The following is a 12,268-nucleotide window of genomic DNA, read 5'->3' as shown; positions in this document are numbered from 1 at the left end:
GCCTTCCTGTGGTTACCGGATCGTTACCTGTCAGACCTCGCTCACAGTGGCCCATCGGATGTCCACGCGATCAAACCCGTTGAACTCGCCACGCTTTGAGACGGTCGTTACCTTGTTGATCTTGATGCGATCTATAGCCAGCCGCAGCAGCTCGCGCCGTAGCGGGATGTCAGCCGCCTCCCATGCCTCCATGGCGGTGTGGTGGTCAAGCAGGAAGCTGATATCTACCGCGACACCTCCCACGCCCTTGAGCAGCGTCCTGGCTTCCTGCATGTCCCGGTTGACGTCGTCCCACGCCGGCTCGAAGAACCGTGCTGCGGGGCCTTCGTAGAGCCCCTTGCGACGGTCTCTCAAGAGTCGCTCCATTTGGCTCTCAGCGGCTGCCAGTGACGCACGAGCCTCTTCGATTTCCGCCGTCTCCTCGGGCTGTGTGAGCACCCCCCAGCGCTGAGCCACCACCACTAGTAGCGGGTCCTCTGGGTCGGAGTTGGTCAGCTGGTTGAGCCACTGGTCCCTGACGAACCGTTCCAGGGGCGGAGCGTACGCCGACGCAGGAGCTGCGCACCTGTGCCCTTGCGTCGACATGCAGGCATAGGAGCGGCTGGACATAGGCGCGGAGCGTCCGCACGTGGCGCACTCCGTCAGGTCCGTCAGCAGATGATGGCGCCGCCCCCGGGCCGTGCCTGACGTGGTCTTGTCCGGCTTCTGGTGCCCGGCAATTGTCCGGGTGGCCCGCTCCCTGTCCGCATCCGATACCAGGCACACACCTGCGCGAACTCGCTTCCCCTTGGGGTCCGTATAGATGGTTCCCGGGCCGTTGCCCAGCTTCACCACCTGCCACCCGCTCAGCGCGGGATTGTGTAGCAGTCGGTAGATAGTGTTGGGATTCCAGAAGCCGCCCATAGGCCCCGGGATGCCCTCGTTGTCCAGTTCGGCCGCGATTTCCCGGAGGGTTTTACCGCCCGCAGCGCGTTCGAAAATACGCTTTGCGATGGTCGCCTTGCTGCCCTTGTTGGGGTGCTCGGGATGAGCCCTGGATGTATCTGGGATCAGCTTCCGGTCCTCGTCGGCCACGAGCCCGTAAGGGACTCGGCCGGACACCCATTCGCCCCTGTCGCGCTGCGACGTTTTAGTGTCCGTTACGCGCTTAGAGATCCGCTCCGATTCCTCTCGGGCGTCCTCGGCCTTCCACATGATCATTCGACGATGGTTCGGGTCCGACGAGTCCAGGCCGTCTTCTCCGAAAATGATCCGCCCGCCGTTCAGCCCCTCAAGGACAGACAGGACCGCGAGAGCGCCTTTTCGACTGAACCGGTCGAGCTTGTAACACCACAGTGTCTTGATCTCCCCATTCGCCAACGCCAAAAGCGCCCGGTCATAGTCGGGGCGCTTGATGTTCTTCGACGCGCTCAGCTTGTCGGCCCACACCCTGCGTACAGTGAGCCCTTGCCACTCCCCCCAGTCGCGTCCCCGACCCTCCTGCATGGCCGGCGACAGGTCCCCACGACGTCCCTCGATCTTGACGGACTTGCGGGCGTAGATGTCCATCAGCTGCTCGGGCGGCAGCTCTTCCCCATTGCTCACACTGGCAAGTATGCGGCCCCGAGCCTTGATTGCATAGGTGTTCACGTATCCAAGCAGTGGTAGAAGGGGACCGGCAGACAGATCCGGTCCTTCTCCGAGTACCCCACCAACTCGCCGACGAAGTAACCGTTGTTGAGGATGTTGTGGTGGGAGAGGGTGGCGCCCTTCGGGAATCCGGTGGTGCCCGAGGTGTACTGGATGTTGATCGGCTCGTCGCAGGAGAGCCGGACGCCGGAGAGCTGCGCTTCGAGCGGCTCCGGCCGGGCGGCGGCGGTCAGTTCGCCCCAGGAGGCGTCGCCGATGTAGTGCACGGACCGCAGCTCGGGGCAGTTGCCGCGCACCTCGTCGACCAGGGCCCGGTAGTCGCTCCCCTTGTGCCGCTGCGACGCGACGAGCAGCGTGATGCCGGCCTGCTTCAGGACGAACTCCAGCTCGTGGGAGCGGTAGGCCGGGTTGATGTTCACCATGATCGCGCCGATGCGGGCGGTGGCGTACTGGACGAGCACCCACTCGGGGCAGTTGACCGCCCAGATGCCGACCCGGTCGCCCTTGCCGACGCCGGTACCGAGAAGTCCCCGGGCCAGTTCGTCCACCGCCGCGCCGAACTGACGGTAGGTCCAGCGCCGCCCGGACACCACGTCGACCAGTGCCTCGCGCCCGGGAAAGGCGGCGATCGTGCGGTCGAGGTTGCCGCCGATCGTGTCGCCGAGGAGCGGGGTCGAGCCGGTCCCGTGCTCGTAGGCGAGCGTCACCTCAGGTCCCCTTCCAGGTACTCCGCCGGGGAGCCCGCCGCTGTCGCCTCGCGCAGTTCGATCCTGCGGATCTTCCCGGAGACCGTCTTGGGCAGTTCGCCGAACTCGATCCGCCGGATCCGCTTGTACGGGGCGAGCACCGCGCGTGAGTGCGCGAAGAGCAGCTTCGCCACGTCGGGTCCGGGCTCCCAGCCCTCGGCGAGTACGACGTACGCCTTCGGCACGGCGAGCCGCAGCGGATCGGGCGCCGGGACGACCGCGGCCTCCGCCACGGCCTCGTGCTCCAGGAGGGCGCTCTCCAGCTCGAACGGCGAGATCTTGTAGTCGGACGCCTTGAAGACGTCGTCGGACCGGCCGATGTAGGTGATGTAGCCGTCGGCGTCGCGCGAGCCGATGTCCCCGGTGCGGTAGTAACCACCGGCCATCGCCTCGGCGGTCCGCTCCGGCTCGCCCCAGTAGCCCGTCATCAGTCCGACCGGACGCGCGGCGAGATCGAGCGAGATCTCCCCTTCGCTCGCCCCGGGCTCCCCGGTGACCGGGTCGAGCAGTTCGACCTTGTACCCGGGTGTCGGACGGCCCATGGAGCCCGCTTTGAGCAGCTGCCCGGGGGAGTTGGCGACCTGGACGGCGGTCTCGGTCTGCCCGAAGCCGTCGCGGATCGTCACCCCCCACTCGCGCCGCACCGTCTCGATGACCTCCGGGTTGAGCGGCTCGCCCGCGGCTGCGACCTCGCGCGGCGGGGTCCGCAGCTGACCGAGGTCGGCCTGGATCAGCATCCGCCAGACGGTCGGCGGCGCGCAGAAGGACGTCACCCCCACCCGGTCCATCTCGGCCATCAGCCGGGTGGGGTCGAAGCGGGTGTAGTTGTGGATGAACACCGTCGCCTCGGCGTTCCACGGCGCGAAGAGGTTCGACCAGGCGTGCTTGGCCCAGCCGGGCGAGGAGATGTTGAGGTGGACGTCGCCGGGCCGCAGACCGATCCAGTACATCGTCGCCAGGTGGCCGACCGGGTAGGACGTGTGGGTGTGCTCGACCAGTTTGGGCCGGGCGGTCGTCCCGGAGGTGAAGTACAGCATCAGCGGATCGTCGGCGCCGGTGGGTCCGTCGGGCTCGAAGTCGGCGGAGGCGTCGGCGGCGTCCGCGTACGACAGCCAGCCCGCCGGGACGTCGTCACCGACCGCGATCCGGGTGTAAGTGCCCTCCACACCGGCGAACTTGGCGGTGTCCTCGGACCGTACGAGCACATGGCGGGCCCGGCCGCGGTCGATCCGGTCGCGCAGATCGACGGGCCCGAGCAGCGGGGTCGCCGGGATGACGACGGCGCGCAGCTTCATCGCGGCCAGCGCCGTCTCCCACAGTTCCTGCTGGTTGCCGAGCATGACGAGGATGCGGTCGCCCGGCCGGACGCCCCGGGCCCGCAGCCAGTTCGCCGCGCGGTCGGACCGCCTGGACATCTCGGCGAACGAGACCTTGCTCCCGGTGCCGTCCTCCTCGACGATGTGCAGCGCGGTCCGGTCGTTGTCCCGTGCGATGACGTCGAACCATTCGAGCGCCCAGTTGAAATGCTCGGGCCGCGGCCAGCTGAAGCCCTCGTAGGCCGTGCGGTACTCCTCGCGGTTCCGGAGCAGGAAATCCCGTGCGGACCGGAACTCCTCCGTCGCATTGGTCGACGCCATGTGTCCTCCTCGTTGCGGGACTGCTGCCCAGCATCGTGTAATCAGTGCCTCAGGTCTCACTACCCCCGAACGGGGGTCCAGGGGAGTGTCACCGGGGATACAGCCACCCGGGGCCCCGCCAGAAAGGAAATTCCGCGTGCCGGAGCCGGTCGAGGCAGTGGAGATGCGGGCGGCGCTGCTGCGGATGCGTCGCGCGACCGGGCTGCCGGTCGCCTTCGGCGGCCTGCTGACCGGTACCAGACAGCTGCGCATCGCCGAGCTGAGCGGTACGGCGACGCCGGCGCTGCGCGGGCTCGCGGTGTCCGCGGGCAACGGTCTGGGCGGCAAGTCGATCGCGCTGTCCCGCCCCTGCGCGGTGACCGACTACCACTCGTCGCTCCACATCAGCCACGAGTACGACACGGCGGTGGGCGCGGAGGGGCTGCGCGCGGTGCTCGCGGTGCCCGTGGTGGTGCGCCGCCAGGTGCGCGGGGTGCTGTACGGAGCGGTGCGCGAACCACTGGCGTTCGGTGACCGTACGTACAACGCGGCGGTCGAGGCGGCGCGCGACGTGGAGCAGTCCCTGGTCGTACGGGACGAGGTGCAGCGTCTCCTCGCGGCGGCCCGGGAGCCGGTGGCCGGACCCGGCGCGTGGGAGCACGTCCGGGAGGCGCACAGCGAACTGCGCGCGCTGGCCCCGCGCATCGTGGATCCGGAACTCCGTGGCGAACTCCTCGCGGTGTGCGGGCGGCTGGTCTGCGGAAGCCCGGAGCGGGAACGGCAGATCGTGCTGGCGCCCCGCGAGGTGGACGTACTGGCCTGGGTGGCCACGGGCGCGACGAACGCGGCGGCCGGGGCGCGGCTGGGCCTGAAACCCGAGACGGTGAAGGGCTATCTGCGGTCCGCGATGCGCAAACTGGGGGCGCACACCCGGCTGGAGGCGGTCGTTGCGGCGCGGCGGGCCGGTCTGCTGCCGTAGCATCCCGGCCGGGACCGCACGACGAGCAGCAGCCACGAGCAGCAGCACGGCCCACAGACCGAGCCGGAGCACGAGCCGGAGCACGAGCCGCATACCGGGAGCACGCATGACGCACTCACCCACCGACCGGCTCGTCGTCGCGCGGGCGGCCGAGGAGGACTGGTCCGCGATCAGCGAGTGGGCGCACGACGAAGGGTGGAATCCCGGAGTCCGCGACGCGCGGAGCTTCTTCGCCCAGGACCCCGACGGCTTCTTCATCGGCCGGCTGGGCGGGGAGCCGGTCTCCGCGATCTCCGTCGTCAACTACGGTGCGCGCTACGCCTTTCTGGGCTTCTACCTGGTCCGCCCGGATATGCGGGGGCGCGGCCACGGCCTGGCCACCTGGCGGGCCGCGCTGGCCCACGCGGGCGACCGGACCGTCGGTCTCGACGGTGTGGTGGCCCAGCAGGACAACTACCGCAGGTCAGGATTCACGGCGTCCCACCGCACCGTCCGCCACACCGGCACGCTGCCTGTCCGCAGCGCCGAGGCGGTCCGGCCCGCCGTGGCGTCGGACCGCGAGGTGCTCGCCGCGTACGACAGCGCGTGCTACCCGGCCGACCGTCCCCGGTTCCTGGAGAACTGGCTGACCACGGACGGCCATCGCGCGTTCGTCCGCGTCGTCGACCGGCGGCTGACCGGATTCGCGGTGATCCGGCCGGCCCGCACGTCCCTCCGTATCGGCCCGCTGTTCGCCGACTCCCCCTCCGATGCCGAAGCGCTGTACGGAGCGCTGGCGCAGGAGGCGGGTGCGACTCCGGTCGCGGTGGACGTACCGGAGTCCAACCGCGCGGGCACGGCGCTCGCGCGTTCGCTCGGGCTCACCCCTTCCTTCGAGACGGCCCGGATGTACACCGGGCCGATCCGACAGGTCGCGGAGCAGTGTGTCTACGGGGTCACCACGCTGGAACTCGGCTGACGGTCGGCTCCGCCCGTCGACGCGGGCTCGGGCGGAACCCCCAGGCAGTCCCGGAGCCGGGCGTGCCTGAACTGGTAGACGGCGCCCATCTGCCGCAGCACGCCGCGGCGTCTGGCGTCGTCGAGGAACCGCATGAGCCGCCACGGGGTCCTCCCGCGGGCCGCGAGCCAGAGCCGGTTCAGCGCGAAGGCGCCCCAGGCCCGGGTGAGACAGACCGCGAGCCCCACGGCGAGCCCGAACGTGAGGCCCACGAGGAGCCCGTCGGTGATGCCGGTCGACCGCGGGAACACCAGGCCTCCGATCATCATTCCGGCGATCCCGTAGGCCGCGCTCCCCACCCCGCCGAGCAGATAGCGCCCCAGCAGGGCTGCCGCGGAGCCACCGGCCAGTGCGAGGACGAGATCGAACCGCCCGTCCGCCACGGTCACGAATCTGACCTGCCGGGTGAAGGCGAACGCCATCGCGTAGAACAGTCCGAGCGACAGGGCGAGCGACAGGGTGAACAGCACGGCGGCGAGCCGGTCCTGGCGGAGAAGGCTGGGCGGGCTGGACACCCGGTTCGCGTCGACCGGCGCGTCCAGCCAGACGTGCACCCCGATGCCGAGCCCGAAGATCACGGCGAGCAGGGTGACCGTCACGGCCGTGAGCGACCAGCTGATTCCGAGCCCGACGCCGATCGCGACACCGATGCCGAACCGGCCGAGGAAGCGGGCCGCGGTACCCCTGAAGTGGAGTTCCACCCGCAGCGGCCCCGGCCGGTTCCCGACCCCGTGGGCGACGCAGCCCGCGAGGGTGAACGACAACCCGTAGATCAGCCCGACCACGGGTCCGGCGGCGAGTTCGCCGGTGGCCGCGAACAGCAGCCCCGGCGGCAGCCCCAGCAGGAGCCCGGTGACGCACCGCGGAACGGCCCCCTCCAGCTGCCACCAGGCCATCTCGTGCGTACCGGTGGCGCGGAGGTGCTGGGCGAGGAAGGTCAGCCACCGCTGGGCCTCCTCCTGCGAGTAGTGACGGACCGGCACGGTGGGGTTGTACGGTGCCGCCGGGCGCGGGTGGCGCGGGTAGACGGCGGGCAAGTAGGCGGCGAGCAGGTGCTGTTCGACCTCGTGCCGGTCCGGGAAGCGGGCCGGGTCGCAGAGTTCGGCCGGGTCCGTGGCGGGGTCCGTGTAGGCGGTGCGCGCCAGGTCGACCATCAGCGGAGTACCCAGTGCCCGCGCGAACGCTCCGGTCGGGTGCCCCCTCAGATGGTCGGCGACCGGCTGCCAGCGGGGGTCGCCGAGCCGTTTGCGGGCGGTGAGGAATCTGATGGCGTCCTCCAGGCCGACCGGTTCGATCTCGACGACCGCCGCCCGTGCCAGGATGCCGCCCTCGTGACGCACCGCTTGTTCGTACTCCGCGGTCCGGCAGGTGACCACGAGCGGGCGGCCGTCGGCCACGGCCTGGTCCAGGGCGTCGATGGCCGCCGCGTGCAGGGCCGGCGGTGTTTCGTCGAGACCGTCGAGCACCGGAATCAGAAGCCCCTCGGCCACCAGGCGTTCCGCCGCGTTCCAGCCGTAGGCCGCGGTGTTCGCCAGACCCGGGTACTCCTCGACCAGTCTGCGCTCCAGCCAGAGGCGCAGATGCTCCCGGCGGGGGTTCCACGACGCCAGCGGGAGGAGCACCGGCACCGGCTCCCCCGGCGCCCGGTCGCGGAGCAGCCCGAGCGTCAGCTGGATGGCCAGTACCGTCTTGCCCGCGCCCGGCTCGCCGAGCACCACCAACTGGCGTGCCGGGAGCCTGCGGAACTTCGCCGCCACATCGGTGAGGTCCCCGCGCAGGGTCATCCGCTCGGGCCGGTCCCCGTCCGGCCGCACACCCAGTACGGCCCCGGCAACCGCGGCGACCGGGCGGCCGGTGCTGGACCACCCGAGGTGGACCGGCTCGGGCCGGTTCAGCGACCGCATCTCCGCCTCCGCCGTCCACTGGCGGGTGATGGCCGCACCCAACTCCCGTACCGCTCCGGCCAGTCGAACCGTTTCAGCAGTGCGGGGACCGGGGTCGGTCGTGCCCGCCGCGGGCCGTTCGGCGGGCGCCGCGGGCCGTTCGGCGGGCGCTGCGGGCCGTTCGGCGGGCGTCGGCGCTGCGGGGCCCGCGGGCCCGGACTCGCCGCGGAGTATGCGCGTGTAGAGCTCCTGGAGTTCGGGCCCCGGGTCGATGCCGAGTTCGTCGGCGAGCCCGCCGCACAGCCGGCGGTACACCGCGAGGGCCTCGACCTGGCTGCCACCGCGGAACAGCGCGCACATCAGTTGTCTGCTCAGGCGCTCGCGCAGCGGATGTTCGACGACCAGCCCCGCCAGTTCGTCGGCGACCTCGCGGTGTTCGCCCAGCGCCAGTTGCCAGTCGATGCACTCCTCGACGGCATTGAGCCGCTGCTCGTCGAGCAGCGCCGCACGACTGGTCAGCAGCGGGGTGTCGAGGCCGTCCAGCGCGGCGCCCCGCCACAGTCGCAGCGCCGCGCGGGCCTCGGCCACGCCCTCCGCGAGCCGCCCCTCGGCGGCGGACAGCCGGGCCGCCGTGAGCCCCCGGTGGAACCGGAGCGAGTCGAGCTGATCGCAGGTGACCGTCATCCGGTAGCCGGGCCCGTCGGTGGCGATCAGGTCGTTCCCCGCCGGGCCCAGCCTCTCCCGAAGCGCCGAGACGCAGTTCTGAACCTGCTTGGTGGCGGTGGCCGGAGGACGTTCGTCCCACAGCGCCTCGACCAGTTTCGGTAACGAGACCACCGCGTTCGGCGCGAGCAGCAGAGCCGCGAGTACACGCTGATGACGCTGGCTCGGCAGCGGCACCCTCGCGGCCTCCGACCAGACCTCCAGTGTTCCGAGCACACGGAATTCCATCCCTGAGTACCTCTCCCCCGACAGAAACCTCAGTGATTTCGAGCGTACCGAGGATCATCCGGCCGTGGCCGCGCATTCGTATGACGGCATGAGGACCGGGTGATGACGGCGTGATGAGGCGCCCTGCCACGGTCGGTCCGCGGCTTCACCGGCCCGGGGTGCGCACCCCGGCCACGCTCGCCGCGGTCCACGGGAGCGAGTGGCGCTCCCGGTCCTTCTTCCATTCTTCCGCAGAACGGAGCACCCCATGCGTACACGTATCGGAGTTGCCGTCACGGCCCTGGCCGCGGTGGCCGGACTCGCCCTGGCGGCCCCGGCGTCGGCCGGCGGCATGACACCGCAGCAGCACGCGCCCGGCTCAGGGACCTACCCCTCGTCGGCCGCCGTGCACGGCTACCAGTTCCAGACGGAGCCGTACGGAATGAACGGCGCCTGGTGCGGACCGGCGGCGACACGGCTCGCCATCACCGCGCAGGGCAAGTACCCGTCGGTGTCGACGCTCGCCTCCGAGGAGAGGGCGGGCGGTTCCAGGAGCGGTGCCGGTACCGCCACCATCGGGCTGGTCACCACGTCGCTCAACAAGCACATAGGCCGGAACTTCTACCAGAACAAGACGTCCAAGAGCCTGACGACGCTCAAGCGGGACCTGCGCTACGACTTCACCCACGGCTACGTCATCGTGGCCAACGTCAAGGGGAGCGCCAAGGACACCCAGGGCCGTACCCGGCGCTACTCGGGCGGTCACTACCTCGATGTCGTGGGGTACTACAACGACGCGAGCCGGGTGACCATCGAGGACATCGCCTACCCGAGGACGCCCTCCTCGGGCAGCGGGTACCACCGTCGCTACAACATGACCACCGCCAACCTGCTGAACTGGATCAACTTCGGATACAGCGGGTACTCGGCCTGAGCCGCCGGCCCGTCGCTGTTCCGGTATCCGGCAGAAGTGCCGGTCCGAGGCAGGCCTCGCAGGCCCGCCGCCGCACCCCGGTAGCGGCGGCGGGCCTGCGGCTGCGCCCGGACACGTGCTACTTGTCGGCGGTGAGCCTGCCCCCGATGGCCCAGCTGTCGGTCGGCACCTCCTGGATCCAGACCTGTACGGCCTCGGCCGGGATCTTGAGCGAGTCGACGAAGGCGTCGGTGATCTGCTTGACCAGTTCGCGCTTGAGCTCGATGTCGCGCGGACCCTGCTGGACAGTGACGATCGGCATGGCTGAACTCCCGTTCCCGCGGCGGCTTCCCGGTTGTTCCCGGGGTGTCTCACCGGCATGACCCCAGTCCATCCGACCGGCGGCCTCCGACCAACAGGCAGAGCGCGACAGCAGCGATCAGTTCTGGTGATCGTCGCTGGTGGAAGGCGTAGCGCAGGCTTTCAGCAGCTGATCGAGGCAGCGCGGCGGGGCGGACTGCCGCACGGCGAGCGAGGTGGACAGAGCCAGGGGACGCGCGCGGAAGGGCAGGAACGCCACGCGTGGGCTGTGCAGTTGGCGGGCGTGCGCGGCGTACACGACGGTCCACTGCGGGATCGCGGACGCGCCGATGGTCGCGAGGGTGTCCTGGAGCGAGCCGCCGACCGGTCCCGGCAGCGGCTCGAATCCGGCCTCGTGGCAGGCGTTCACGACGAGGTCGACGAGTGCCGGGTTGGTACGGCGGGCGGTGATCCTCAGCTGGAGCGGGGCCAGGTCCGACAGATCGACGTCCCGCCGCGCGGCGAGCGGATGCCCGGCCGGGACGACCGCGACCAGGGGTTCCTCCCAGAGCGGGATGATCCGTACGCCGAGAGCGGGCTCCGGGGAGCGTACGAACGCCGCATCGAGCCGACCGTCCGCGACCTGCTCCAGCCGGGCCCGGGTGGGCGCGGAGACCAACTCGACCGCGGTGTCGGGGGCGAGAGCGGCGAAGGCGGCCAGTACCCGGTCCAGATGGGCACCGAGACCGGTACTCGTCCCCAGGCGCAGGGCGGTGCGCGGGGCGACGGCCGCGCGCGCCCGGTCCGCCGCTGTGAGCACGGCCCGCGCCTCGGGCAGCAGCCGCTCCCCCGCCCCGGTGAGCCGTACGTGCCGGGGTGAGCGGTCGAAGAGCTCCGCGCCCAGCTCCCGCTCCAGGCGCCGGATCTGCTGGCTCACCGCGGACTGGACTATGTGCAGCCGTTCGGCGGCCCGCCCGAAGTGCAGTTCCTCGGCGACGGTCACGAAATAGCTGAGCTGGCGCAACTCCATGTCCTGGACAGTAACGACCTGGTGCACGGCGGAGAGCGGGCGCCCGGCGATCCGGACGTCTCACCCGGTGAAGGCACCGAACCGGAGGTGGTGCGCGCCGGCGCCCGTCATGCCGCTGAGCAGCCGCTCCCCCTCTTCGGCCAGGGCGTCGCGGTCGGCGCGGCCGAGCCGGGCGAAGGGGTCGAGCTGAAGGGTCGCGGTGTCCCGGTCCTCCTTCAGCCGCCAGATCCCGGCGAGGAATCCGTCGAGGAGGAAGGTGCCGAAGTTCTGGTTGCCCTTGCCGTTGCGACCCCGGTACTCGGCGGGGATCACCCGCGTACGGTCCGCGTGTGCCAGCAGCAGATTGTCGAACTCGGGGAGAAAACGCGGCGGCGCCGGGGTGTCCTCGTCCGGCCGCGGGGCCTCCGGCAGATCGAAGAGTTCGGTTCCGGCGCTGTCACGGAAGGTGACGAGCTGCGGCCTCAGTCGTTCGAACACTTCACCCAGCCGGGTCAGTCCCGCCCACATCTGCATGTCCTTGACCGAGGCGGGACCGAAGGCGCTCAGATAGCGCAGCACGGTCGCATCGGGCGCGGGTACGGTCCCCGGCCCGCGGCCGAGCCACTGCTCGACGGTGGTGAGGGCGACCTGGCCGCTCCTGCCCCACAGCCCGCGCGGGGTGACCTGTACGAGCGGCAGGCGGCAGCGGGCGGCGACGGACAGGGCGAGCGGATCGGCGTCCGGCCACTCCGTGAGCAGCCGCTCGCGAAGCTCCTTCATGGTGCGGGGCCGCTCCTCGACGAGGTCGCGCGCCAGGTCGGCGAGCCGGTCCAGGTCGACCCCGGTGAGCCGGCCGCGGAAGGCCCTCAGCTCCCGCTCGCGGGCGGCCTGGACGAGGGGGCGCAGGGTGAGGGCGTCGTCGGCGGTGTGCAGATGGATGGTGGAGCGCATGGTCACGATGCGTACGACCGCACGGTCCGCCAGCAGACCGGACAGCTCCCGCGGATCGAACCCGTCGAGCCGGGACCAGAGCTGGAAGTACGGGGGCCTGGTGTTCTGCGCCTGAAGACCGAGCAGATGGGTCACGGCCTCCTCGGCGGACCAGGGGGCACGGCGCAGCAGAAGCTGTCGGTCCAGGGTGGCGCGGTTGAGTGCGCGGGTACTCATCGGGGCCATGCCCGGGACGCTACCCGCGGTCGCGGACACCCACTGTCCGCACGGGCGCTTCCGGCCGGTCACGCTCGTGCCATTTGGCCCGTATATCCT

The 12,268-nt window shown here is 70.7% G+C and carries 9 protein-coding genes and 1 pseudogene; 3 read left to right on the top strand and 7 right to left on the bottom strand.

Annotated elements, in window-relative coordinates; genetic code table 11:
- Nucleotides 1-30 precede the first annotated feature (30 nt).
- From OG709_RS29775 to OG709_RS29765, 3 genes and pseudogenes are all read right to left on the bottom strand, one after another.
- Nucleotides 31-1,584 (bottom strand): recombinase family protein, encoded by a 1,554-nt coding sequence (locus tag OG709_RS29775; RefSeq protein ID WP_329168274.1) that lies wholly within the window; start codon nt 1,582-1,584, stop codon nt 31-33.
- A gap of 53 nt (nt 1,585-1,637) precedes the next feature.
- Nucleotides 1,638-2,336: pseudogene (locus OG709_RS29770) on the bottom strand (AMP-binding protein); the annotation flags it as partial.
- The gene (locus OG709_RS29765; protein ID WP_329168272.1) at nt 2,333-4,012 is read right to left on the bottom strand and encodes an AMP-binding protein; all 1,680 of its coding nucleotides are present in this window, start codon (nt 4,010-4,012) and stop codon (nt 2,333-2,335) included. The pseudogene OG709_RS29770 and the gene OG709_RS29765, both read right to left, overlap by 4 nt.
- Nucleotides 4,013-4,148: 136 nt before the next feature.
- Between OG709_RS29765 and OG709_RS29760 the strand changes: the two genes are divergently transcribed.
- Together OG709_RS29760 and OG709_RS29755 are read left to right on the top strand one after the other, a co-directional pair.
- Nucleotides 4,149-4,970 (top strand): response regulator transcription factor, encoded by an 822-nt coding sequence (locus tag OG709_RS29760; RefSeq protein ID WP_250305960.1) that lies wholly within the window; start codon nt 4,149-4,151, stop codon nt 4,968-4,970.
- 106 nt (nt 4,971-5,076) lie between these two features.
- Nucleotides 5,077-5,928 (top strand): GNAT family N-acetyltransferase, encoded by an 852-nt coding sequence (locus OG709_RS29755; protein WP_250305959.1) that lies wholly within the window; start codon nt 5,077-5,079, stop codon nt 5,926-5,928.
- Here the strand turns inward: OG709_RS29755 and OG709_RS29750 are convergent.
- Complete coding sequence (locus OG709_RS29750; protein ID WP_326693737.1) at nt 5,898-8,789, bottom strand: BTAD domain-containing putative transcriptional regulator; 2,892 nt, start codon at nt 8,787-8,789, stop codon at nt 5,898-5,900. The genes OG709_RS29755 and OG709_RS29750 overlap by 31 nt on opposite strands.
- Before the next feature lie 259 nt (nt 8,790-9,048).
- Between OG709_RS29750 and OG709_RS29745 the strand changes: the two genes are divergently transcribed.
- On the top strand, nt 9,049-9,714 hold the full coding sequence (locus OG709_RS29745; protein ID WP_250305953.1) for a C39 family peptidase: 666 nt from the start codon (nt 9,049-9,051) through the stop codon (nt 9,712-9,714).
- 118 nt (nt 9,715-9,832) lie between these two features.
- Here OG709_RS29745 and dmpI read toward each other — a convergent pair whose 3' ends face one another.
- From dmpI to OG709_RS29730, 3 genes are all read right to left on the bottom strand, one after another.
- Entirely contained in the window at nt 9,833-10,015 is a 183-nt protein-coding gene (gene dmpI / locus OG709_RS29740) for a 4-oxalocrotonate tautomerase DmpI (protein WP_250305952.1), read from the bottom strand.
- Between the two features lie 117 nt (nt 10,016-10,132).
- Nucleotides 10,133-11,023, bottom strand: a complete 891-nt coding sequence (locus OG709_RS29735) for a LysR family transcriptional regulator (protein WP_266640029.1) — start codon at nt 11,021-11,023, stop codon at nt 10,133-10,135.
- Nucleotides 11,024-11,083: 60 nt separating this feature from the next.
- Entirely contained in the window at nt 11,084-12,178 is a 1,095-nt protein-coding gene (locus tag OG709_RS29730; protein WP_329168265.1) for a winged helix DNA-binding domain-containing protein, read from the bottom strand.
- Nucleotides 12,179-12,268 lie beyond the last annotated feature (90 nt).

The sequence above is a fragment of the Streptomyces sp. NBC_01267 genome (assembly GCF_036241575.1).
Taxonomy (GTDB): Bacteria; Actinomycetota; Actinomycetes; order Streptomycetales; family Streptomycetaceae; genus Streptomyces.
The sequence above is the reverse complement of the archived record's forward strand: the minus strand, read 5'-3'. Positions and strand labels throughout refer to the sequence as shown.